This is a genomic window from Micromonospora costi (assembly GCF_003626655.1).
GTDB lineage: Bacteria > Actinomycetota > Actinomycetes > Mycobacteriales > Micromonosporaceae > Micromonospora > Micromonospora costi.
Genome location: NZ_RBAN01000006.1, coordinates 157,542 through 180,955 on the forward strand (window position 1 = coordinate 157,542; position 23,414 = coordinate 180,955).

21 protein-coding genes and 1 pseudogene are annotated in these 23,414 nt (G+C 73.3%); 12 read left to right on the forward strand and 10 right to left on the reverse strand.

Going from position 1 to position 23,414, the window contains the following annotated elements:
• Nucleotides 1–36: 36 nt before the first annotated feature.
• Nucleotides 37–2,157, reverse strand: coding sequence for a hypothetical protein (locus D7193_RS28085; RefSeq protein ID WP_147434469.1), 2,121 nt, complete (start codon nucleotides 2,155–2,157; stop codon nucleotides 37–39).
• Nucleotides 2,158–2,295: 138 nt separating this feature from the next.
• The gene (gene arc, locus D7193_RS28090) at nucleotides 2,296–4,074 is read right to left on the reverse strand and encodes a proteasome ATPase (protein ID WP_120782648.1); all 1,779 of its coding nucleotides are present in this window, start codon (nucleotides 4,072–4,074) and stop codon (nucleotides 2,296–2,298) included.
• A gap of 179 nt (nucleotides 4,075–4,253) precedes the next feature.
• Here arc and D7193_RS28095 point away from each other — a divergent pair, with 179 nt between their 5' ends.
• Entirely contained in the window at nucleotides 4,254–4,547 is a 294-nt protein-coding gene (locus tag D7193_RS28095; protein WP_120782781.1) for a ferredoxin, read from the forward strand.
• Nucleotides 4,548–4,605: 58 nt separating this feature from the next.
• On the opposite strand, the gene D7193_RS28100 is transcribed toward D7193_RS28095, so the two are convergent.
• From D7193_RS28100 to D7193_RS28110, 3 genes are all read right to left on the reverse strand, one after another.
• Complete coding sequence (locus D7193_RS28100; protein ID WP_120782649.1) at nucleotides 4,606–5,178, reverse strand: hypothetical protein; 573 nt, start codon at nucleotides 5,176–5,178, stop codon at nucleotides 4,606–4,608.
• 84 nt (nucleotides 5,179–5,262) lie between these two features.
• Complete coding sequence (locus D7193_RS28105) at nucleotides 5,263–6,282, reverse strand: tRNA (adenine-N1)-methyltransferase (RefSeq protein ID WP_377456350.1); 1,020 nt, start codon at nucleotides 6,280–6,282, stop codon at nucleotides 5,263–5,265.
• The gene (locus D7193_RS28110; RefSeq protein WP_120782650.1) at nucleotides 6,279–7,430 is read right to left on the reverse strand and encodes a site-2 protease family protein; all 1,152 of its coding nucleotides are present in this window, start codon (nucleotides 7,428–7,430) and stop codon (nucleotides 6,279–6,281) included. The genes D7193_RS28105 and D7193_RS28110 overlap by 4 nt, the downstream gene beginning before the upstream one ends.
• A gap of 86 nt (nucleotides 7,431–7,516) precedes the next feature.
• On the opposite strand from D7193_RS28110, the gene D7193_RS28115 reads away from it, so the two are divergent.
• The 5 genes from D7193_RS28115 (at nucleotide 7,517) to D7193_RS28135 (ending at nucleotide 14,080) form a co-directional block, all read left to right on the forward strand.
• On the forward strand, nucleotides 7,517–8,434 hold the full coding sequence (locus D7193_RS28115) for a RecB family exonuclease (RefSeq protein WP_120782651.1): 918 nt from the start codon (nucleotides 7,517–7,519) through the stop codon (nucleotides 8,432–8,434).
• Nucleotides 8,435–8,510: 76 nt separating this feature from the next.
• The gene (locus D7193_RS34665; RefSeq protein ID WP_120782652.1) at nucleotides 8,511–9,704 is read left to right on the forward strand and encodes a sensor histidine kinase; all 1,194 of its coding nucleotides are present in this window, start codon (nucleotides 8,511–8,513) and stop codon (nucleotides 9,702–9,704) included.
• Nucleotides 9,705–9,727: 23 nt separating this feature from the next.
• Nucleotides 9,728–10,408, forward strand: a complete 681-nt coding sequence (locus tag D7193_RS28125; protein ID WP_120782653.1) for a response regulator — start codon at nucleotides 9,728–9,730, stop codon at nucleotides 10,406–10,408.
• Nucleotides 10,409–10,760: 352 nt separating this feature from the next.
• A complete protein-coding gene (locus tag D7193_RS28130) occupies nucleotides 10,761–11,528 on the forward strand; it encodes an ABC transporter ATP-binding protein (RefSeq protein ID WP_120782654.1) in 768 nt (255 codons plus the stop codon).
• Entirely contained in the window at nucleotides 11,528–14,080 is a 2,553-nt protein-coding gene (locus D7193_RS28135) for an ABC transporter permease (RefSeq protein WP_120782655.1), read from the forward strand. The genes D7193_RS28130 and D7193_RS28135 overlap by 1 nt, the downstream gene beginning before the upstream one ends.
• A gap of 48 nt (nucleotides 14,081–14,128) precedes the next feature.
• Here the strand turns inward: D7193_RS28135 and D7193_RS28140 are convergent, their stop codons facing one another.
• From D7193_RS28140 to D7193_RS33305, 3 genes are all read right to left on the reverse strand, one after another.
• Complete coding sequence (locus D7193_RS28140; RefSeq protein WP_277749931.1) at nucleotides 14,129–14,782, reverse strand: HAD family hydrolase; 654 nt, start codon at nucleotides 14,780–14,782, stop codon at nucleotides 14,129–14,131.
• Nucleotides 14,783–14,922: 140 nt separating this feature from the next.
• Nucleotides 14,923–15,669 (reverse strand): neutral zinc metallopeptidase, encoded by a 747-nt coding sequence (locus tag D7193_RS28145; protein WP_241563556.1) that lies wholly within the window; start codon nucleotides 15,667–15,669, stop codon nucleotides 14,923–14,925.
• Nucleotides 15,670–15,762: 93 nt separating this feature from the next.
• The gene (locus D7193_RS33305; protein WP_147434470.1) at nucleotides 15,763–15,969 is read right to left on the reverse strand and encodes a hypothetical protein; all 207 of its coding nucleotides are present in this window, start codon (nucleotides 15,967–15,969) and stop codon (nucleotides 15,763–15,765) included.
• A gap of 124 nt (nucleotides 15,970–16,093) precedes the next feature.
• On the opposite strand from D7193_RS33305, the pseudogene D7193_RS34945 reads away from it, so the two are divergent.
• The 5 genes and pseudogenes from D7193_RS34945 to D7193_RS28170 all read left to right on the forward strand — a co-directional run.
• A pseudogene (locus D7193_RS34945) lies at nucleotides 16,094–16,168 on the forward strand (hypothetical protein); the annotation flags it as partial.
• Between the two features lie 59 nt (nucleotides 16,169–16,227).
• Nucleotides 16,228–16,455, forward strand: coding sequence for a hypothetical protein (locus tag D7193_RS28155; RefSeq protein WP_120782657.1), 228 nt, complete (start codon nucleotides 16,228–16,230; stop codon nucleotides 16,453–16,455).
• 95 nt (nucleotides 16,456–16,550) lie between these two features.
• On the forward strand, nucleotides 16,551–16,943 hold the full coding sequence (locus D7193_RS28160) for a YciI family protein (protein WP_241563585.1): 393 nt from the start codon (nucleotides 16,551–16,553) through the stop codon (nucleotides 16,941–16,943).
• A 3-nt stretch (nucleotides 16,944–16,946) separates the two neighbouring features.
• Complete coding sequence (locus D7193_RS28165) at nucleotides 16,947–18,191, forward strand: RNA polymerase sigma factor (RefSeq protein ID WP_120782659.1); 1,245 nt, start codon at nucleotides 16,947–16,949, stop codon at nucleotides 18,189–18,191.
• A gap of 193 nt (nucleotides 18,192–18,384) precedes the next feature.
• A complete protein-coding gene (locus tag D7193_RS28170) occupies nucleotides 18,385–19,905 on the forward strand; it encodes a vanadium-dependent haloperoxidase (RefSeq protein ID WP_206612009.1) in 1,521 nt (506 codons plus the stop codon).
• Nucleotides 19,906–19,994: 89 nt separating this feature from the next.
• On the opposite strand, the gene D7193_RS28175 is transcribed toward D7193_RS28170, so the two are convergent.
• Nucleotides 19,995–21,095 (reverse strand): calcium:cation antiporter, encoded by a 1,101-nt coding sequence (locus D7193_RS28175; RefSeq protein WP_174242754.1) that lies wholly within the window; start codon nucleotides 21,093–21,095, stop codon nucleotides 19,995–19,997.
• 259 nt (nucleotides 21,096–21,354) lie between these two features.
• On the opposite strand from D7193_RS28175, the gene D7193_RS28180 reads away from it, so the two are divergent.
• Nucleotides 21,355–22,809: an alkaline phosphatase PhoX gene (locus D7193_RS28180; protein WP_120782660.1), complete on the forward strand. Its 1,455-nt coding sequence runs from the start codon at nucleotides 21,355–21,357 to the stop codon at nucleotides 22,807–22,809.
• Between the two features lie 276 nt (nucleotides 22,810–23,085).
• On the opposite strand, the gene D7193_RS28190 is transcribed toward D7193_RS28180, so the two are convergent.
• A complete protein-coding gene (locus tag D7193_RS28190) occupies nucleotides 23,086–23,397 on the reverse strand; it encodes a GYD domain-containing protein (RefSeq protein WP_206612010.1) in 312 nt (103 codons plus the stop codon).
• Nucleotides 23,398–23,414: the final 17 nt, after the last annotated feature.

The window sequence follows — 23,414 nt, forward strand, 5'->3', positions numbered from 1 at the left end:
GGGGGCGTGTGGCGTCCCGACGCGGCGCGCGAGGACTCAGTACGCGACGACCGCGGGCACGGTGGTGACCCGGGAGCGCAGTTGCGGTTCCCTGCGGAGCAGCCGGTCGATGCGCCGGCCCGCCACCGGGTCGGCGACCACGAGCCGGACCGGCCCGGTGATCCGACGCAGGATCTCGACGGTCCGGTCGGGCTCCCGCAGCGACAGCTCGTAGATGGCCGGCTCGGTCTGGGCGGTCGTGCCCTGGAGGCTGGAGAGGCAGATCGACGCGCGGTAGCTGCGGCCGGCGGACTGGTCCACGACGACCGTGACGGCGTCGGGGACGGGTGGGTAGCGGCGGTAGGCGTCGACACAGGTGCGGGCCGTCCGGGGGCGGTCGCTGAGGTCGGGGGCGACCCAGCGCTCGGCCCAGGACACGTCCTCGGCGAGGAGCAGGCTGCGGTTGCGGTCGACGAGCCCGGTCGCGGTGAGCGCGGTGACGCCGGTGACCACCACGAGCACGGTGCTGGCCACCGCTCGGGCGGCGTACACCACGGTCGCGAGCGCGCCGCGGCCGGACCGGCGGCCGGCGCCCGGCACGAGGCCGACGACCGCCGCGGTGCCGACGACGAACAGGGCGGTGGCCAGGTGCATGGACTTGTTGAAGTAGTACCCGGCCTCGCCGCTCTCGGCGATGGTCAGGTGGGCGATGGCCACGGCGTAGGCCGCGCCGGTGAGGACGACCCAGAGGTAGCGCCGCCAGACCCGCCCGGTGCGCAGCGTCCCGGCGAGGATCAGGGCGAGGGCCACGACGCCGCCCAGGCCGAGGAGCGCGAGGCGGGCCTCGGTGGTGTCCGGCCCGTTGGTGGCCGCGAGGGCTTCGGACTGGTCGGCGAGCAGCAGGCCGGCCAGCGGTACGACCGGCACGAGCGCGGCGGTGCACAGGGCCACGACGGTCGCGGTGCCGGCCACGCCGCGCAGCGCCCGGCCACGGGCGACAAGGAGCCAGCCGGCCACCAGCAGCGCGGCCGGTACGAGGAACAGGTAGTAGGTGAAGGCGATGCCGACCAGCAGCGTGCCGAGCAGCACGAGCTGGTCGCGGCGGCGGTTGACCGGCCGGGCCACGAGAGCGCCCAGGACGACCGTGAGCGTCATGCCGAGCGCCTCGGTGGGGTAGCCGGAGGTGAGCAGGCGCGGCAGTTGGGTGCCGAGCAGCAGGGAGCCGACCAGCACGGCGGTCAGGACGCGGTGCAGCGGGTGCAGGCGGAGGGGCAGCCACTGGGCCGCCCAGTAGAGCGCCAGGGTGAGCAGACCGAAGCCGGCCAGCGTCCAGCCCGCGTAGTGGTCGACGCCGGCGAGCCCGCGCGGTCCGGCGGCGGGCGGGACGAGGAACCCGTCGAGCAGGGCCACGCTGAGGTGCCAGCCCTGCGGGTAGTAGACGAGTTGGGACAGCAGGTGTTCGCGTACGGCCGCGGCGTCGACGAACGGGTAACCGCCGATCCGGCCAATCACGTCGACGAGGGCGAGGTGGCGCAGGTTGTCCTCGCCGCGCATGAGGACGGCGACGCGCTGCGCGGCGTCGGTGGCCTCGACGTACGGCGTGGCGAGGTAGCGGACGACGACGGCGGTGAGCGCGAGCGGGACCGCGTCGGTCCAGGACGGTCGGGGCAGCGCGGGCCGGCGGCCGGTGGCGGCGGCCATCAGCGCGAGCACCGTGAGAGCCAGCCCGGTGACCGGTACGGGTTGCAGCTTCCACGGCCACACGGTGAACAGCAGGCCCGCCGCGGCGGTCACGCCGAGCAGCAGGACGACGGCCAGCAGGATGCGGTCGAAGAGGCTACGGCCGGCACGCAGGAGCCCGGCGGTGGCGAGCAGCACCAGCGGGGGCAACGCGGCGGTGGCGTGCAGGGCCTGCGCCGCCAACGGCAGGAGCCAGGCCGCCGCGAGCGCGGGGATCAGCCACCAGAGCGCCCGGCGGGACCGCCCGGCAAGCTGGGCCGTGCCCGGATCGGCCGCCGGGTCGGGCGATGTGCTTCCGTCGGCCGGCTCCGTGACGGCGGGCGGGCGTACGTCGGCGGGCAGTGGCTCTCCCGGCGGCGCCGCACCGGCGGTGGGCACCGTGTCGCGGGGTCGTCCCGGGTCGGTGGGCTGGTCCAGAACAGCGGGCTCGGGCGGCATCGTTCCTCGGACGCGGGAAGGTCAGGCCGCGCAGGGTCGCGGCGGCGGTGGCACCGGTGCCGAGGGGGAACCGGCTCAGGACACGCGGTGGGGCCCGGGGTGGTGTCGCCACCCCGGGCCCCTACCGCACGGGACCGGTCAGAGGTACTGGCCGGTGTTGCTGGCGGTCTCGATGGACCGGCCGGCCTCGGCGCCCTTGCCGCCCGAGACGAGCGTGCGGATGTAGACGATCCGCTCGCCCTTCTTGCCGGAGATGCGCGCCCAGTCGTCGGGGTTGGTGGTGTTGGGAAGGTCCTCGTTCTCCCGGAACTCGTCGACGCAGGCGTCGAGCAGGTGCTGCAGGCGCAGCCCCTTACGGCCGGAGGTGAGGAACTCCTTGATGGCCATCTTCTTGCCCCGGTCGACGATGTTCTGGATCATCGCGCCGGAGTTGAAGTCCTTGAAGTAGAGGACTTCCTTGTCGCCGTTGGCGTAGGTGACCTCGAGGAACCGGTTCTCCTCGGTCTCCGAGTACATGCGCAGCACCACGGCGTCGATCATCGCGGCCACGGTGGCCTGGGCGTCGCCGCCGTGCTCGGCCAGGTCGTCAGGGTGCAGCGGCAGGCCGGAGAGGATGTACTTGGAGAAGATGTCCTTGGCCGCCTCGGCGTCCGGCCGCTCGATCTTTATCTTCACGTCGAGCCGGCCCGGGCGCAGGATGGCCGGGTCGATCATGTCCTCCCGGTTGGAGGCGCCGATGACGATGACGTTCTCCAGGCCCTCGACGCCGTCGATCTCGCTGAGCAGCTGCGGGACGATCGTGTTCTCCACGTCGGAGGAGACGCCGGAGCCGCGGGTGCGGAACACCGAGTCCATCTCGTCGAAGAACACGATGACGGGGGTGCCCTCGCCGGCCTTCTCCCGCGCCCGCTGGAAGATCAGCCGGATGTGCCGCTCGGTCTCGCCGACGTACTTGTTGAGCAGCTCGGGGCCCTTGATGTTGAGGAAGAAGCTGGTGTGCTTCTCCTCGCCCCGGCGTTCGGCGATCTTCTTGGCCAGCGAGTTGGCCACCGCCTTGGCGATGAGCGTCTTCCCGCAGCCGGGCGGACCGTAGAGCAGTATGCCCTTGGGCGGGCGGAGCTGGTGCTCGCGGAACAGGTCGGCGTGCAGGAAGGGCAGCTCCACCGCGTCGCGGATCTGCTCGATCTGCGCCTGGAGGCCACCGATGTCGGAGTAGTCGACGTCGGGCACCTCCTCCAGGACCAGCTCCTCGACCTCGCTCTTCGGGATCCGCTCGTACGCGTACGCCGAGCGGGGCTCGATCATGAGCGAGTCGCCGGCCCGTAGCGGGGCGCCGATCAGGGTGTCGGCGAGGTGTACCACCCGCTCCTCGTCGGAGTGGGAGACCACCAACGCCCGGTCGCCCGGTGTGCCGGGGCTCTCCAGCACCTCCTTGAGCATGACCACCTCGCCGACCCGCTCGTAGCCGAACGCGTCGACGATGTTCAGCGCGTCGTTGAGCAGGACCTCCTGCCCGCGCCGCAACTCGGCCACGTCGAGTGACGGCGACACCGCCACCCGCAGTTTGCGGCCGCCGGTGAAGACGTCGACCGTGCCGTCCTCGTGCCGGGCCAGGAAGACACCGTAGCCACTCGGTGGCTGGGCGAGGCGGTCGATCTCCTCCTTGAGCGTCACGATCTGCGCGCGAGCCTCCTTGAGAGTGCTCACGAGCCGCTCGTTGTTCTCGGTCAGCCGCGCCAACTGGGCCTGGGTGGCCGCCAGCCGCTCCTCGAGCTGCCGGACGTGTCGGGGGCTTTCGGTCAACTTGCGCCGCACCAGAGCGAGTTCCTCTTGCAGGAACGCGACCTGCGTGGAGAGATCGTGGGCCTCCTTCTCCCACCGTGCGGCGCGCGAGTCCGCGTCGTCGCTGCGTGCCACGTCCCACCTCCCCGGGGGGCTTGAACGTTCTGCCCTAACACTAGCCGCTATGAGCGCGATTCGGTCCCGCGCAACGCCCCTGTCACCGAACCTTGATCGCCAAGGGTGGGCCGGGAGGACCGGTGCGGCCGTTCGGGTACCGTCGGGGCGTGGGACGGGAGAACATGGGGGGTGCGCCGGTGGCGGAGGTCGCGACAGACCAGCTTCAGGTCTGGGTGGACCAGGACCTCTGCACGGGTGACGGGCTCTGCGTGCAGTACGCGCCCGAGGTCTTCGAGTTCGACATCGACGGCCTGGCCTACGTGAAGGGCCCCGACGGCGAGCTCCTGCAGGCCCCCGGCAGCCGGGTCGACGTGCCCGAGCACCTGCGGCTCGAGGTGATCGACTCGGCGAAGGAGTGCCCCGGCGAGTGCATCCACGTCGTGCGCGGCAGCGACGGCGTCGCGGTGGCCGGGCCGGACGCGCAGGACTGAGACACCGCCGGTCCGCGCCCGGCGTCCGGAACGCGCGGCCGTGCCAGCCTGCGCGGGTTCAGAGCAGCGGGCGGCCGACGACCGAGGCGACCAGCCGGGCGAACTCCTCCAGGCGGGCGATCTGCCCGGCGCCGCCGTCGTCGAGCGTCTTGCCGAAGCGCAGCGCGTCGTGCCGGGGCGCGCCGCCCGCCTCCTCCGCCGGCGGCGCCTCGTCGAGCGAGGTGAGCAGCAGGTAGACGTCGATGCTGTCGACCCGGATCTCCCCGCTGTCGGAGCGGGTGAGCCGCCGCCGGCAGCCGACCTCGGTGACCGTGGAGACCGGCACCACCCGCAGCGACGAGGTCATGGAGCCGGGCGGCCCCTCGCCGGGCGGCACGTCCTCGCCGTGCCAGAGGACGAGCCGGCTGCCGTCGCAGACGACGACCTCCTGCCAGACGCCGTTGACCTCGTTGACGAAACGTTCGAGCGTGAAGCCGAGCACCGACGCGCCGCGCAGCACCCCGCCCAGGGCCTCCAGGGCGATGTCCGGGTCCCGCAGGTAGGCGCGGGCGGCCGACTCCAGGTCCTGGTAGGGCGACCAGTCCGGGAAGACCGCGGGCAGGTCCCCACCGCCGTAGCCCGGGCTGCTCATGCCGCCGCCTCCCTCCGGTCGACGCTCCGCTGGTCCTGATCGGCGCGGACGACGCGTCCGCTCATGCCTGGCCGCCCGTGCCCGTCACGGCGTGTCCATCTCCCCCGCCGGGTCGATCCCCGCGCCGGCGGGCTGCGCGGCCGCCGCCTGCCGCGCCGCCTCGGCCTCGCGCAGCACCTGGCGGCGCTGGACGTACGCCTCGGCGCCCTTGCTGGGCTTGCGCCGGCGCGGCGGGGCGGTCACGCCGGGGGCGAGTTTGCGCGCGGAGACCAGGAACGCGGTGTGGGCGACCATCCGGTGGTCGGGGCGGACGGCCAGGCCCTCGGCGTGCCAGTCGCGCACCAGCGACTCCCACGCCCGCGGCTCGGTCCAGCCGCCGCGCTCGCGCAGCGCCTCCACCAGCTCGGAGAGCTGCGGGGTGGTGGCCACGTAGCCGATGAACACCCCGCCGGGCAGCAGCGCCCGCTCGACCATGTCGAGGGTCTCCCAGGGGGTGAGCATGTCGAGGATGATCCGGTCGAACCCGGTCTCGCGGCACTCGGCCACGTCGCCGACGTGCAGGTGCCAGGCCGGGTGCGGCCCGTTGAAGAACGCCTCGACGTTGCGGCGGGCGATCTGGGCGAAGTCGTCCCGCACCTCGTACGAGTGCAGCTCCCCCTCGGTGCCGACGGCGCGCAGCAGCGAGCAGCTGAGCGCGCCGGAGCCGGCGCCGGCCTCGAGCACCTTCGCGCCGGGGAAGATGTCGCCCATCGCGACGATCTGCGCCGAGTCCTTCGGGTAGATCACCTGGGCGCCGCGCGGCATGGAGAGCACGTAGTCGGACAGCAGCGGGCGCAGGGCGAGGAACGCGGTGCCGCCGCCGCTCGTGGTGACCACGCTGCCGTCGGGCAGGCCGATGAGCGCGTCGTGCTCCAGGATGCCGCGGTGGGTGTGGAACGCCTTGCCGGGTTCGAGGGTGATCGTGTGCATCCGGCCCTTCGGGTCGGTCAGCTGCACCCGGTCACCGACCCGGAAGGGGCCCCGGTGCACCGGCGGCAGTCCCGGTCGGTCGGCGGGCACCGGTGTGCCCGAGTCGGCCGGGACGGCGGAGGGAGTCGCGCTCACGTGTTCATCTTCCGGTCGGGTTCGAGGAGCCTGGCGAGATCCGCGATGTGCAGAACGCCGACGACATCTTCGCCTGCCGTCACGACGTACTGCGCGCCCGGGTGGGTCTGCACGGCTTCCATCACCGCTTCCCCGTCCGTACCCAGCGGCAGGGCGGGCAGCGTGGCCAGCGAGCGGGACACCGCGTCCACGGCCAGCCACGGCCGGCGCTCGGCGGGCACCGCCGCGGCGGCGACCGGGTCGACGAGGGCGAGCGGCCGGCCGGTGCCGTCGGTGACCAGCAGGACGGCCCCCGCCGGGCCGGCCTCGTCGCCGCGGCGCTGCGCCTCGGCGAGGGGGGTGCCGGTGGGCACCGGCCAGACCGGCCGGGCGAGCCGGGACAGGTCGATGAGCGGAAACCGCCGGCTGATCCGGGCGTACCGGATGGACTGGCCGGCGCCGCGCCACAGCGTGAACGCGACCAGCAGCATGAGCGGCAGCGCGAGCGGGGACAGGTGCCGGGTGAGCGTGAGGGCCGCGACCAGCAGCGCGGTGCCCGCGGCGACGGCCCGACCGATCCAGCCGGCCACCTCGGTGCCCCGGTGCCGGTCGCTGGTCAGCGCCCAGACCGCGGCGCGCAGCGCCCGGCCGCCGTCGAGCGGGAGGCCGGGAAGGATGTTGAAGACCGCGACGATCACGTTGCTCGCGGCCAGTTGGAACGCGAGCTGGTTGGCGACCGTACGGTCGGGCAGGGCGAGGGTGGCGGCGACCGCGAGCACGCCGAGCACCGCCGAGACGGCCGGGCCGGCCAGCGACACGAGCAGGTCCACGCGGGGCGTGGGCGCGTCGCGGTCCATCTCCGTGTAGCCGCCGAGCAGTTCGAGGGTGATCCCGCGGACGCCGATGCCGTAGCGGCGGGCGGTGAGGGCGTGGCCGAGCTCGTGCAGCAGCACCGAGCCGAGCAGCGACACCACGAAGCCGACACCGATCACGTAACCGCCCAGCTGCGGCAGGGCGAGCTGGTGGCGGGCGAACTCGGCGTACAGCACGGCCACCAGCGCCGAGAGCAGGAGCATCGAGCCGTTGAGGTGCAGCGGCACCCCGAAGATCCGCCCCACGGTCAGGCCGGGGCCACCGGGCCGGCGTCGCGGCCGGGACGTCTGCTCCATCGGGACGATGCTACGTACCCAGTCTGGGACGGCGCGCGGGGCGGCGGGCGCGGTGGGTGTCACACCGGTGCCCTAACCTTCCGGGCATGACGGCGGACGCGGTGACCACCCAGCAACCCTCGGCCCCGGCGGAGGTCCCGGCGACGGTGCGGGCGTCCCTGTCCCCCTCGCGGGCGGCGGATTTCAAGACCTGCCCCCTGCTCTACCGGTTCCGCAGCATCGACCGCCTGCCCGAGCGGCCCACCGTCGAGCAGGCCCGGGGCACCCTGGTGCACGCGGTGCTGGAGCGGCTGTTCGACCTGCCGGCCGCCGGCCGCACCCCGGCCGCGGCCGGTGACCTGGTCGCCCCCCAGTGGGACCGGCTGGTCACCGAGCAGCCCGAGCTGGCCGAGCTGTTCCCCGCGGGCGGCGACCCGGCGTCCGCGGCCGAGTTCCTCCGGTCCGCCGCGGCGCTGCTGGAGGGCTACTTCGCGGTGGAGGATCCGCGGCGGCTGGAGCCGGCCGAGCGGGAGAGTCTGATCTCCGCGGTGGTCGACGAGGAGCTGCTCATCCGGGGCTACCTCGACCGGCTCGACGTCGCACCGGACGGCGCGCTGCGGGTCGTCGACTACAAGACCGGCGGCGCGCCGCGGGAGGCGTTCGAGGCGCGGGCGCTGTTCCAGCTGAAGTTCTACGCGCTGGTGCTTTGGCGCACCCGGGGGGTGGTGCCCCGGGTGCTGCGGCTGCTCTACCTGCGCGACGCCGAGATCTGCGACTACGCGCCCGACGAGGAGGAGCTGCTCCGCTTCGAACGCACCGTGGTGGCGCTGTGGCGGGCCATCGAGCAGGCCACCGCGCGGCAGGATTTCCGGCCCCGGCCGAGCCGGCTCTGCGACTGGTGCAGCCACCAGGCGCTCTGCCCGAGCTTCGGCGGCACCCCGCCGCCGTTCCCGGTCGGTGGGGCGGGCGCCGACCCGCTGCGCGACGCCCGCTCGCGGCCGGCGGCCCCCGGCGCGGACGAGTGAGCCTCCTCCTCGGGGAGGAGACGAGGCTCGCCCTCGGCGACGATCATCCCGGCGGGGTGGCGGCTAGCGTCGCGGTATGACCGAGGCCCCTACGGCCCTGCTGCGCCGGCACCCCCTCGCCGCCGACGCGCTGTTCGCCGCCGGCCTGGTGGCGCTGGACCTGCTGTTCACCCTGCTCACGCCGCGGGAGTACTGGCCGTGGCGGCTGCCCGCGGCGCTGGGCTGGAGCGTGCTGTGCGCGGTGCCCGTGGTGCTGCGCCGGGTGGCGCCCTGGCCGGCGGTCGCGGCGGCGCTGGCCACCCTGCCGCTGCCGGCGCTGACCGGGACGGGTCCGGCCGTGCAGGGCCTGGCGTTCGCCGTGCTGACGTACACCCTCGCCGCGCGCCGCCCGGCCCGCACGGCAGCGCTGGCCGCGCTGGTGCTGTGGGTGCCGGTGGCGGTGGCGACCGCGATCGCCCCGCCGGCCGTGCCGCTGGCCGTCGGTCCGACGCTGGTGGTGCTGAACAACCTGCTGGTGGGGCTGCTCTCCTACGCGGTGGGCCGGGTGGTGCACGCCCGCCGGGCGACCACGCGGGCGCTGCGGGAGCGGGCGCGGGTCGCCGAGGAGCGGCAGCGGGCGCTCGCCGCGCAGGCGGTCGCCGACGAGCGCCGCCGGATCGCCCGGGAGCTGCACGACGTGGTGGCGCACCACGTGAGCGTCATGGGGGTGCTCGCCACCGGCGGCCGCCGGGTGCTGCGCCGCGATCCCGACGCTGCGGACGAGGTGCTGGGCACGATCGAGGAGACCAGCCGGGCCACGCTGCGGGAGCTGCGCCGGCTGCTGGACGTCCTGCGTACCGAGGCGGAGCCGGTCGCCGACCTGTCCCCGCAGCCGGGCCTGGCCGGCATCGACGCCCTCGCCGAGCAGGTGCGCGAGGCCGGCCTGCCGGTGACGCTGCGCGTCGAGGGCACGCCCGGCGCGTTGGAGGAGGGGGTGGCGCTGGCGGTCTACCGGATCGTGCAGGAGGCGCTGACCAACGCGCTCAAGCACGCCGGGGCGGCGACGGCCGAGGTGCGGATCGTCCACGGCCCGTCGGCGCTGGAGGTGGAGGTGACCGACACGGGCCGGGGGCCGGCGCCCGGGTCGGGCGGGCTGGGGCACGGCCTGGTGGGCATGCGGGAGCGGGTCGGGCTCTACGGTGGTGTCCTGCGCACCGGCGCGCGCGCCGGCGGAGGCTACCGGGTGTACGCGAGGATTCCCGTGGAGCGGCCGGGGCCGGTCGCGGCGTGACCGGGCGGGACAGGGAGACGGGAATGACGGATCAGGCGGCACGGCCGGTACGCATCCTGCTCGCCGACGACCAGCCGCTGCTGCGGACCGGTTTCCGGATGGTGCTGGGCGCCGAGGACGACCTGCACGTGGTGGCCGAGGCCGGCGACGGGGTGGAGGCGGTCGACCTGTCCCGCCGGCTGCTGCCCGACGTGGTGCTCATGGACATCCGGATGCCGCGGATGGACGGGGTGGCCGCCACCCGGGCCATCGTCGACGCCCGGCTGCCGGTGCGGGTGCTGATCCTCACGACGTTCGACCTCGACGAGTACGTGGTGGGGGCGCTGCGGGCGGGCGCCAGCGGCTTCCTCGCCAAGGACGTGCCGGCGGAGGACCTGGTGACCGCGATCCGGACGGTGGCCGCCGGGGAGGCGGTGGTGGCGCCGCGCATCCTCAAGCGGCTGCTGGACCGCTTCGCCGACGCGCTGCCGGACCCGGCGGCCGCCCCGCCGCGGTCGCTGGCGGCGCTCACCGACCGCGAGCGGGAGGTGCTCGTGCAGATGGCCCGGGGGTTGTCCAACGCCGAGATCGCCGCGGCGCTGTCGGTGAGCGAGACCACGATCAAGACGCACGTGGGGCACGTGCTCACGAAGTTGGGGCTGCGGGACCGGGTGCAGGCCGTCGTCCTGGCGTACGAGACGGGTCTGGTCCGCCCCCGGGCGTAGCGGCGGCCTCCGGCTACCCCGTTGGGCGTACGCGCGGATCACTCTCCGGCACGACGGCGCGGTGGCCGTCGTCACCTACCGTGACCGCAGACGGCCTGGCGCGGTTGACCCTCACGTGGCGTGAGCTCCTAGCGTCGGCCGGGGCGCCTCCCGGGCGGCGAAACGCGGTCGACGGCACGGTCGATCAGGGGCAACCCTGAGCCGGGATCGGGGGCACCCGCAGCGCGGAAATCCGCGCCGGCTCCGACCGCAGGCGGACGGAACGGTGGCGGGAAGCACCGAGGATGGGAAACAGCCGCGCCGAATCCAGCGGGGGGCGGCGCGGACCGACGAATCGAACGAGGGAGACGACGTGACCGCGACGGTAGGCCGGCAGGCGCAGGCCGCGGCCCGGGCGAACGACGTGTGGAAGGTGTACGGCAGCGGCGAGGCGCAGGTCATCGCGCTGAGGGGGGTCAGCGCGGAGTTCGAGCGGGGCCGGTTCACCGCGATCATGGGCCCGTCCGGGTCCGGCAAGTCGACGCTGATGCACTGCCTGGCGGGCCTGGACACGGTGACCCGGGGGACGGTGGCGATCGGCGACACCACGGTCACCGGTCTGGGGGACGCCGGGCTCACCAAGTTGCGCCGGGACAAGGTGGGGTTCATCTTCCAGCAGTTCAACCTGCTGCCCACCCTGAGCGCGAAGGAGAACATCCTGCTGCCCCTGTCGATCGCGGGGCGCAAGCCGGACCCGGCCTGGTACGACACGGTGATCGACACGGTCGGCCTGCGGGACCGGCTCGACCACCGGCCGGCGCAGCTGTCCGGTGGCCAGCAGCAGCGGGTGGCGTGCGCCCGGGCCCTGGTGTCGCGCCCTGAGGTGATCTTCGCCGACGAGCCGACCGGCAACCTGGACTCGCGCGCCGGTGCGGAGGTGCTCAACTTCCTGCGCAACTCGGTACGCGAGCACGGCCAGACGATCGTCATGGTCACCCACGACCCGACCGCCGCCGCGTACGCCGACCGGGTGGTGTTCCTCGCCGACGGGCAGATCGTGTCGGAGCTGATCGAGCCGACCGCCGAGACGGTGCTGGACACGATGAAGAAGCTGGACGCCCCGGCCGAGGTGAACGGCTGATGATCCGGGCGACGCTGAAGAGTTTGCTGGCCCGCAAGCTCCGGCTCATCCTCTCGGGACTCGCGGTCGTGCTCGGGGTGATGTTCGTGTCCGGCGCGTTCGTGCTCACCGACACGCTCGGCCGTACATTTGACTCGATCTTCGCCGACGCGTACGAGGGCATCGACGTCAACGTGGCGGCCAAGCCGAAGATCGCGATGTCGGAGATGGAGGGCGAGCAGACCGCCCCGCCGTTCGCGGCCACGACGGTCGACACCGTCAAGGCGGTGCCCGGGGTGGCCGAGGCCACCGGCGTGGTGGCCGCCGACGGCGCGCGGCTGATCGGCAGCAACGGCAAGGCCGTGGCCTCGTTCGGCCCGCCGCAGCTCGGCGAGAACTGGACGGGCGAGTCGGACGTGGTGCGGCTCCGCGAGGGGCGGGAGCCGCGTGCCGACGACGAGATCGTCATCAACAAGGGCCTGGCGACCGCCGGCAAGGTGAAGCTCGGCGAGCGGGTGGGCGTGCTCACCCCGCTGGAGCCGAAGCGCGAGTTCACGATCGTCGGGATCTTCGGTTACAGCGGCAACCGGGACTCCATCGGCGGCGCCAACGAGATCATGTTCACCACGCCGATGGCGCAGCGGCTGATGCTGGGCGAGCCGGGCACGTTCAACAGCGTGTCCGTGAAGGCCGCCGGCGGGGTGTCCGACGAGTCGCTGCGCGACGCGGTGGCCTCGGCCGTGGGCGACGGTTTCGTGGTGAAGACCGGTGAGCAGCTCTCCACCGAGGCGGCCGAGGGCTTCAAGGAGGCCCTGTCGTTCTTCAACCGGATCCTGCTGGGCTTCGCGGCGGTGGCGCTGCTGGTCGGCACGTTCCTGATCCTCAACACGTTCTCGATCATCGTGGCGCAGCGGACCCGGGAACTGGCGCTGATGCGCGCCATCGGGGCGAACCGCCGGCAGATGATCGGCTCGGTCGTGCTGGAGGCCGTCGCCGTGGGGCTCATCGCCTCGGTGCTGGGCCTGGCCGCCGGTATCGGCATCGGCGCGCTGCTGGCGTGGGCGTTCGGCAACCTCGCGGGCGGCCTCACCCTGGCCGGTCTCGGCGTGCCGGCGTCGGCGGTGATCGGCGCGTTCGCCGTCGGCCTGGTCATCACCGTGGTGGCCGCGCTGCTGCCGGCGCTGCGGGCGTCCCGGATCCCGCCGATCGCGGCCATGCAGGACGTCGCGACCCCGGACCGGCCGCTGACCCGGATCACGCTGGCCGGCGGGCTGGTCACGGCGGTCGGCGCCGCGCTGCTCGTCCTCGGGCTGGGCGGCAACGCCGGGGGCAACACGCTCGTCACGATCCTCGGTGGCGTCCTGTTCGCTTTCATCGGGGTGGCGTTGCTGACCCCGTTGATCAGCAGGCCGGTGGTGAGCCTGCTCGGCGCGATCTTCGCCTGGTCGGTGCCGGGCAAGCTGGGCCGGCTGAACTCCGGGCGCAACCCGCGCCGCACCGCCATCACGGCCGCCGCGCTGATGGTCGGCATCGCCCTGGTCACCGGCGTGACCGTGATCCTCGACTCGGCGAAGAGCAGCATCAGCGGCCTCGCCCAGGACACGATCAAGGCCGAACTGGTGATCGCGGGCGTGCAGAGCGGGCCGCGTCCGCCGACGTTCGACCCGGCGGTGCTCCAGAAGGCCGCCGCGATCCCCGGCGTCCAGCTGGTCGACGGCGAGTACGGCGACCTGGCCGTGGTCGGCGGGGAGCGCACCTGGGTGGGTGCGAGCAGCGAGGACGCCGCGCTGCGGCAGGTCTTCGGTGTGCGGCCCACCGCCGGTGACATCGACCGGCTCGCGCCGGGCCAGATGCTGGTCAGTTCGGACACGGCCGAGGCGCGCAACCTGTCGGTCGGCTCGACGGTGCCGGTGCAGCTGGCCCGCGGCGAGCCCACCACCTACACGGTCACCGGCATCTACGAGAGCAGCCAGATCACCGGCGGGGTGCTGCTTCCGGCGGAGGCGGTGCGCGACTTCGCCATCCCGCAGCCGATCCAGGGCTTCATCCAGCTGGCCCCCGGCGCCCGGGTCGCCGACGTGCAGCCGCAGGTGGAGGCGCTGCTCGCCGACTCCCCCGAGGTCTCCGTGGCCGACCGGGACGCGTTCATCGAGCAGCAGGCCAGCCAGGTCGACGGGCTGCTCACGATGATCCAGATCCTGCTGGCGCTGGCCATCGTGATCGCGGTGCTGGGCATCGTCAACACCCTGGCGCTGTCCGTGCTGGAACGCACCCGGGAGCTGGGCCTGCTGCGGGCCATCGGGCTGCGCCGGGCGCAGACCATGCGGATGATCACCGTGGAGGCGGTGGTGATCTCGGTGTTCGGCGCGCTGCTCGGCGTCGTCGTCGGCGCCGGCCTCGGCGCCGCGGTGGTGGAGGCGCTCAAGGACGAGGGCATCACCGACCTGATCCTGCCCTGGTCGCAGATGGGAGTCTTCCTCGGCCTCGCCGCGATCGTGGGCGTGGTCGCGGCGGTCCTGCCCGCGATCCGGGCGGCCCGGATCAACGTCCTGGGCGCCATCGCCCACGACTGACGCACCGGATGCGAGGGGCCCCGCCGGCCGGCGGGGCCCCTCGTCGCGTCACAGGCCGGCGGTGCGCTCGCCGAGCAGCGCCGCGAGCAGCTCCAGGTCCGCGGCGGTCAGGCTCTCCAACTGGTGTACGCCCTCGGTGGCCGGCAGCGGCACCTCGGCCGGTACGGCCAGCACGGCGGCGCCGGCGGCCAGGGCGCTCGCGACCCCGGTGGCGGAGTCCTCGATGGCCACGCACCGCTCGATCGGCACGCCGAGCATCCGCGCCGCGGTGAGGTACGGCTCCGGGTGCGGCTTGGCGGCGTCGACCTCGTCGCCGCAGACCACCGCGTCGAAGCTGTCCCGCCCGAGGGTCTCCAGGGCCACCTCGACCAGCGGCCGGACGCTCGAGGTGACCAGCGCGGTCGGGATGCCCGCGGCGCGTACGGCCCGCAGCAACGCGAGGGCGCCGGGACGCCACCGCAGCCCGGTGCCGAACAGCTCCAGGATCCGGGCGTCGATCCAGGCGGCGCTGACCGCCGGGTCCCGGTGCGGCTGGCCGAGGTCCTCATGGAAGATCCGCATCGAGTCGGCCATGCTGGTGCCGATGATCGCCTTGCGCGCGGCGTCGGACAGGGTGCCCCCGTACGTCTCGGCGAGTTCGGTGAGCGCGACGTCCCACAGCTTCTCGCTGTCGATGAGGGTGCCGTCCATGTCGAAGAGCACGGCGGCCGGGTGACGACGGGTGTGCGGGTCCTCGGCAGACATGCCGGGATCCTCTCAGGGATCCGCCGGGCCGGTCGTCGCGGTGCCCGCCCGGGTGACCCACGCAATCCGGCCGGCCGCGCGGGGCGGGCCGGGCACGGTCAGCCGAGGTCGCAGGCGGCCAGCGACCGCTCGTAGCCGCGGAAGAACGACTCGGTGCGCTGCTCCGCGGTGCCGTGCGAGCCCTCCGCGAACCAGGGCTGGTCCGGGTCGTCGCCGACCGCCGCGAGCCCCTCCCGGAACTCCTCCAGGTCGCCCTCGCCGAGGGTGAGGGTGCCGTCCCGCACCGAGTCGCCTAGGTAGGCGCCGGCCATGCAGTCGGCCTGGAGCTCCTGCTGGATGGTGAAGTCGTAGCGGATGCCGAGGCGTACCTGGATGCCGTGCGCGTACTCGTGGCCGAGCAGGTAGAACACGAACGCGTCCCCGACCTGCCGGAACGCGGCCACCGACCAGGTGACGTCGTAGGCGATGAAGTCGCCCTGCGAGCAGTAGACGGCGTTGTTGCGGGGCAGCGGCTGCCCGCCGCAGGAGACCTGCCCCGCCCGCTCGTACGGGACGATGCGCCGGACCGGCCGGAACTGCTGCCCCGAGGCCCGGAACTGGGCCGCCCAGTACCGCTCGGCCACCGCCTGCGCGTCGGCCACGTCCTGCGCGAACTCCTCCACGCTGGTGGTGCCGTCGGCGCGTGTGGTGGACGGGTCGGGCGCGGCCGCGGAGCGCCGCGGCGCCGGCTCACCGCCCTCCTGCGGGTCGGAGACGCCGCCGACGAAACAGCCGGCGGTGGCCACCAGCACCACCAGCAGGCCGGCCAACAGCCCCCGCGACCGTCGTGCCGCCCGTGTCTCCACTATGCCCTCCCCGGCGTCCATCCTGTCGCGAGCCAGTACCCCGGCGGCGCGGCCGCCATGCGAAACGATCCACGGGCGCGGGGGCGCTGCGGTTCAGGTGCCGTCGGTCCGGCCGTTCAGCCAGGTCTCGCCCTGCGACTGGTGCCGCTCGACCTCGTACCGCTGCTGGGACGCCCGCGCGTCGCGGACGGCGGTCGCGTCGTCCGACGCGCCGAGGCGGCGGCGGTCCCGCCGACCCACGTACAGGAAGCAGCCGACGAAGAGCAGGGCCACGATCCCGAGCACGATCCACGGCGTCATGAGCCGACAGTACGAGGGCCACGCGAGCCGGTCCCCGGGTCTAGGGTCACCCCGACCGTGACGGCGGTCGACGCCGACCAGCACGATCAGGGCGGCGCGGGCGTCCCGGCCCGGCGGACGGTACGTGCGGGCCGCGCTGCCGGACCTGCCCTTCGCCGACGGCGCCTTCGACGCCGCGGTGGCGAACTTCGTGGTCAACCACGTCGGTGACCCGCGCGCCGCCGCGGCGCAGCTGCGCCGGGTGGTAGCTGGACGTGGGTGCGGTGCGAGACGCTGTCCTGGGTGCACTGCACCGATCCGGACGACTGGTGGTCCGGCCCGGCCAACGGGATCGGGTGGCTCGGGATTCTGCTGGACGGCGCGCCGGCGCGGTTGCGTGGGCGGGTCCGTGCGGAGTACGACCGACTCGCCGCCGCGTACCTCGGTCCGGACGGGCTGCTCGGGCTGCCCACCGCTGCCGTTCTCGCGGCGGGTCGGGTGCGGTGACCCGCGAGGGGCATGTCCGGAACCGGCCGGCGGCGACGACGTCTCGGGTGAGCGGCGCCGCGTGGGCGCCCGCGGAAGGAGCAGACGTGAAGTACATGATCATGCTGTACGGCTCGCAGCAGGACTACGACATGATGACCGGCGGTCCGTCCGACAAGCCGGCCATGTCGGCCGAGCAGGTCGCCGAGATGCACGCCCACATGGAGAAGGTCCACCAGGCGCTCGCCGAGTCCGGCGAGCTGGTCGACGCGCGCGGCCTGACGGCGCCGGTGCACGCCCGGCGGGTGCAGGTCGACGGCGGCCTGCCGGTGGTCACCGACGGGCCGTACCCGGAGACGCAGGAGGTGCTGGCCGGCTACACGATCGTCGAGTGCGCCAGTTTCGACCGGGCCACCGAGATCGCCGCCGGCTTCGTGAACCCGGACGCACCGGGCGAGTACGTCGACGTGCGGCCGGTGGTCGACGGCATCGAGGACCTGGCCGGCTGACCGGTGCCCGCCGGACGCGTCGAGGATCTGCTGCGCGACCTCGCGCCGCAGGTCCTCGGCGCGCTCGTACGCCGGTACGGACACTTCGACACCGCTGAGGACGCCACCCAGGAGGCGCTGATCGCCGCCGCCACCGCGTGGCCGCGCGACGGCGTACCCGACAGTCCCCGGGCGTGGTTGATCGCGGTGGCCGCCCGCCGGCTCACCGACCTGCTCCGCCGGGAGCAGGCGCGGGCCCGGCGGGAGGACACGGTCGCCCGGTGGGTGCTGCCCGCCGACCGGGTGGCACCGGCCGCCGACGAGCCGCCGGCCGACGGCGACGACAGCCTCATCCTGCTCTTCCTCTGCTGCCACCCGGCGCTCTCGCCGGCGTCCCAGATCGCGCTCACCCTGCGGGCGGTGGGCGGTCTCAGCACGGGTGAGGTGGCGCGGGCGTTCCTCGTGCCGGAGGCCACCATGACCCGGCGGATCAGCCGCGGCAAGCAGCGGATCCGCGACAGCGGTGTGCCGTTCCGCCTGCCGACGGGCGAGCAGCGCCGGGAGCGGCTCGCCACCGTGCTGCACGTCCTCTACCTGATCTTCAACGAGGGGTACACCCGCACGGCGGGGCCGGGTCTGCTCCGCGCCGACCTGGCGGCCGAGGCGATCCGGCTGGCGCGGTTGGTGCACCGGCTCCTGCCCGACGACCCGGAGGTGGCCGGGCTGCTCGCCCTCATGCTGCTCACCGACGCGCGGGCGCCGGCACGTACCGGCCCGCACGGCGAGCTCGTGCCGATGGCCGAGCAGGACCGCGGCCTCTGGAAGGCCGACCAGATCGCCGAGGGCGTCGCCCTGGTCAGCGCCGCGCTCCCCCGCGGCCCGGTCGGGCCGTACCAGGTGCAAGCGGCCATCGCCGCCCTGCACGACGAGGCGCCCAGCGCGGCCGAGACGGACTGGGCGCAGATCACCGCGCTGTACGAGGTGCTGCGCGACGGGAAGGACAACCCGGTGGTGGCCCTCAACCACGCGGTCGCGGTGGCGATGAGCCGGGGCCCGTCGGCGGGCCTGGCGCTGCTCGACGAGCTGGCCGCCGACGACCGGCTCGCGGGCGATCCCCGCCTGCCGGCGGCGCGGGCCCACCTGCTGGAGCTGCTCGGCGAGCGGGCCGCCGCCCGGGACGCCTACCGGACGGCCGCCGCGCGGTCGACGAACCTGGCCCAGCAGCGCTACCTGCACGGCCGGGCCGACCGGCTGACCGACGCCGGCTGACCTCCGCGCCGCCCGGATCGAAATTCGGTGTCGACAGCCGCCAAAGCGCGGGAAATCCCGCTTTCCCCATACATTGAATACTTTCTATTTTTCGATGCGTTCCCGTGATCTCGCTGTCGCCTGCCCGTCTCCTTCGGACCGGAGACTCACTGCGGCATGGCACCTACGGGGAAACAAGGGAGCTGAAATCGTCATGCGGAAATCCCTCAGACGCGCGCTCGCCACAGCGCTCGCCCTCCTGCTCACACCGGTCGCCGTGACGGCCGCCGGCGGCCCGGCGCAGGCCGCGCCGATCGGCGACCACGTCCTGCACTGGAACGACGTGCTGCTCAAGACCTACCGCATGGCCGGCGGCGCACCCGGCCCGCTGGCCAGATCCGGCGCGATGATGCACCTCGCGATGTACAACGCCGTCAATACCATCAACTGCTACAAGTCGGGCAGCTACAACGTTTTCGACTGCCTGGCAATCGACTACACCGGCGACAACACAATCAGCGGAAATTGGGCGAACCCGGATGTCGAAACGGCCATCGACTACGCCGCCCACACCGTCCTGACCGCGTTGTACCCGTCCATCAATTTCTCGGCCGACCTCACCGCCGCGCAGAGCGGCATCCCCACCGACGCCTCCCAGCAGCAGGGGAGCGCCGTCGGCGTCAAGGCCGGCACCAACATGGTCACCTACCGGCAGAGCGACGGGTCGGCCACCAACACGACGTACACGCCCAACACCAACCCGGGCTACTGGCGTCCCACCGGCTCCGGCGACGCCGCCACCCCCAACTGGGGTAACGTCCGCATGTTCTCCCGCGCCTCCGAGGCGTACAAGATCGGTCAGTTCCGGCCGCGGCTGCCCGGCGGCTACTCCACCATGCCGGCGCTGCTGAGCAGCGCCGCGTACGCCAGCCAGGTCAACGAGGTCAAGAGCCTGGGCCGGGCCACCGGCTCCACCCGCACCGCCACGCAGACGCAGATCGCCTGGTTCTGGGCCAACGACCTCGACGGCACCTACAAGCCGCCGGGCCAGCTGTTCGCGCACACCCGGATCGTGTCCGCCCAGCGCGGCCTCGACCAGATGGCCAACCTGCGCCTGTTCGCCCTCGTCGCCGGGGCCATGGCCGACGCCGGCATCGCCTCGTGGGACGCGAAGTACCTCACCGAGATCGACCTGTGGCGGCCGGAGAGCGCCATCCAGCTGGCCGCGACCGACGGCAACGCCCAGACCACCGCCGACACGGCGTGGAAGCCGCTGTCGGCCGACCGCAACGGCGTCAACTTCAGCCCGCCGTTCCCCGCGTACGTCTCCGGCCACGCCACCTTCGGCGCCGCCTGGGCCCGCACCATGGAACGCTACTTCGGCACCGACGCCATCTCCTTCACGGCGACCACCGAGGACCCGCACGCCGTCGGCGTGACCCGCACGTTCAGCAGCTTCAGCGCGGCGGCCACCGAGAACGCCCGCAGCCGCATCTACCTGGGCGTGCACTACCAGTGGGACGCCGACTACGGCGTCGCCACCGGCAACAGGGTCGCCGACTACGTCGCCACCAAGCTCCTGCAGAAGGTCATCAACGGCGGCGGCTACCCGTCCGCGGCGGCCTGCGACGAGACCGGTGACGACTGGGTGTACGCCCAGCAGATCTACAGCGCGTACTCCTGCCGGCAGGAGTCGGCGTCGTCCTGGACGCTGGTCCTCTACCCCTGGCCGTAGTCCCGACACCCGCGGGATCCCGGTCCACGCGTCACCTGGCACAGGGTGGCGCCGGACCGGGGCCCCGCGGCGGCACCGGCCGGGGCGGGTCAGGGACTGGCGGCCAGGAAGACGAACGCGGCGAGCAGCACCAGATGCCCACCGGCCTGCAACAGCGTGGCCCGCCCCGGCACCACGGTGAGCACACCCGTTATGGCGGTGAGCGCGAGCAGCACCAGTTGGGTGCCGCCCAACCCGAGCAGCAGCGGCCCGTCCAGCCAGATCGAGGCGATCGCGATGGCCGGGATGGTCAACCCGATGCTCGCCATCGCCGAGCCGAGGGCCAGGTTCAGGCTGATCTGCACCCGGTCGCGCCGGGCCGCGCGGGCGGCGGCGAGCGTCTCGGGCAGCAGCACCAGCAGGGCGATCACCACGCCCACGAACGACTGGGGCAGGTTCGCGGCGGCCACGCCCGCCTCGATGGTCGGGGAGACGGTCTTGGCGTCGCCCACGACCGCCACGAGGGCGACCAGCAGCAGGCCGAGGCTCAGCAGGGCGGCCCGGTTGGTCGGCGGGCTCGCGTGCTCCTCGGCGTCGATCACCCGCCCCTCGCTGGTCACCGGCAGGAAGTAGTCGCGGTGCCGGCCGGTCTGCACGAGCACGAACAGCCCGTACAGCGCGAGCGACGCCACCGCCGCGAACGTCAGCTGGGCGGGGCTGAACTCCGGGCCCGGCCGGCTCGTGGTGAACGTGGGAAGCACCAGGCTCAGCGCGGCGAGGGTGATCACGGTCGCGAGCGCGCCACCGGTGCCCTCCGGGTTGAACACGGCGACCCGCCGGCGCAGCGCGCCGAGCAGCAGGGACAGGCCGAGGATCCCGTTACAGGTGATCATCACGGCCGCGAACACGGTGTCCCGGGCCAGCGCCTGGGTCTTGTCACCGCCGCTGATCATCAGCGTGACGATGAGCGCCACCTCGATGACCGTCACCGCCACCGCCAGCACCAGCGAGCCGAACGGCTCCCCCACCCGGTGCGCCACCACCTCGGCGTGGTGCACGGCCGCCAGCACCGCGCCCGCGAGGAACGCGGCCACCAGGAACGTCACGGCGGCCGGTAGTTCACGATTCCAGGTGAGGGCTAGCACCAGCACGGCGAGCAGCGGTACGACGACGGTCCAGTCGGTCAGTCGGGAGCGGAGCAGCGCGGCCATCTACCAACCCTGCCAGGAAAATCGATCATGTGACCAGTGCGGAGAGCGATTGATCTTCCACGAGTCGTGGCGGTCGGCCCTTCCGGCCCGGCCCCGTCAGGCCGTCCCGGGGCGGCACACCGCCGCCTGGACGACGCGTGAGTAGCCCTGATTCTTCACGCGGATGTCACCGGTCGATCCCGCGAGGGACGCGTCGGCGTCCGCCCGCAGGAGTTGGCTGTCCCCACGTCACACTTGCCTTGACCAGGAGCTGATCCACGTGCCTTCGTCCCGTCGTACCTTCCTCGCCGGCGGTGCCGCCGCCGGCGTGGGGCTTGCCGTCGCCGGCGGCCTCCCGTCCCTGGCTCAGGCCCACCCGGGTCGGCCCCGCCCGCCGGCCGGCGCCGGCCACGTGCCCTTCCCGCCGCTCGTCGACGACCCCAAGGGCATCCTGGCCCTGCCCGAGGGCTTCCGCTACACCATCGTGACCCGGACCGGCGTCACCCGGCTCGACCAGGGCCAGGGCCTGACCCCGGCCGCCCACGACGGCATGGCCGTCTACGACGCCGGGCACGGCCGCTACACCCTCATCCAGAACCACGAGATCGACCCGGGCGAGGCGTTCGGCGTGCCGCACGTCAAGGGCACGGTCTACGACCCGGGCGCCGTCGACGCCGGTGGCTGCACCGTGATCAGGACCGACCGGGACGGCCGCAACCTCGGCGAGTTCGTCGCCCTCTCCGGCACCGTCGCCAACTGCGCCGGCGGGCCGACCCCGTGGGGCACCTGGCTCACCTGCGAGGAGACCGAGGACCGGGCCGGCGAGACGTGGGAGGAGAACGGCCGGACCGGCGTCTTCCAGAAGGACCACGGCTACGTCTTCGAGGTCCGGGCCGACGGCGGCGCGGACCCGCGGCCGATCAAGTGCCTGGGCCGCTACTCCCACGAGGCTCTGGCCGTCGACAAGGACCGCACCAAGGTCTACCTCTCCGAGGACGCCGACGGCCCCAACGGCCTCTTCTACCGCTGGACCGCGCCCCGCGGCGTGAAGCTCGGCCCCGGCGTGCTCACCGGTCTCCAGGCCGACGCCGGCGTCCTCGCGGCGATGCAGATCATCATGGACGACGGCTCGGTGCTGCCGGACGTCGCCTACCTGACCTCCGCCCAGCTGGGCCGCCCGTTCCCCGTCCGGTGGATCGAGGTGCCCGACCGCGACGCGCGGACGAAGCCGGTACGCGAGCAGTTCGCCGACGGCCAGGTCACCCGCGGACGCAAGTTCGAGGGCGTGTGGGGCACCGACGAGGGCGTGTACGTGGTCAACTCGTACGCGTGGGACGAGGGTGACCTGCCGGCGGACGCGGCGCCGCACGACGGCATGGTCTGGTTCTACGACTACCGCGCCCAGACCATCCAGCTCGTGACGTACTTCCCGCACCAGACCCAGTCCGAGGAGGGTACGGCGGTCAAGTACAACGACCTCACCTTCGACGGGCCGGACAACGTGACCGTCACCCCGTGGGGAAGCCTGGTGCTCGCCGAGGACGGCTCGGGCGCGTCCCACGTGCTCAGCTCGATCCCGGGCGGCCCGACGTACGCGATCGCCCGCAACCAGCTCAACGACTCCGAGTTCTGCGGGCCGACGTTCAGCGCCGACGGCAAGGTGCTCTTCGTCAACATGCAGGACCCGGGCCTCACCCTGGCCATCACGGGCCCGTGGGAGAAGTACCTCGGCTGACCGAGCCGGAACGAACGGCGGGGGCCGGGCGAACCGCCCGGCCCCCACCCGTTCCACACAGGGCCTCGTGGGGAAAGCATCCGCCGGCGAACCCTTGCGGTCCGCAATGTCGAGGCGGGCCAGCGGGTCGCCGACGCCATCTCCGCCGGCACCGATACCGGTCAGGCCCTGGTGGCCCCGCTCGACCTCGCCGACTGGCCTCGGTGGCGGCGTTCGTTGCCGACTGGCAGGGCCCACTGCACATCCTCATCAACAACGGCAGCGGGTGGAAGGCCCTTAGCCAGCGGTCTTGCCGATGACGCGTTCCATCTCCTCCCGACCGAAGGCCCGCAGGGTGGTGGTACGCACGTTGCCCGCCCCGCCGAGCTGCAGGAGCGCCGCGGCTGCGGTTTCCTCGTCGGGCGCCTCGACGACGGCCACGAGGTCGTACGGACCGACGGTCCAGTAAAGCTTTTGGAGATCCGCCCCGACAATCTTGGTCGCTGTGGCGAAGGCGTCGGCGCGCGTCGCGGTGTCCTTGTAGTTTCGGATCCCCTGATCGGTCCAGTTCAGCAACGCGACATAGGTCGGCATGTCCTTCACCTCCATGGAGAGACCTCATCGTA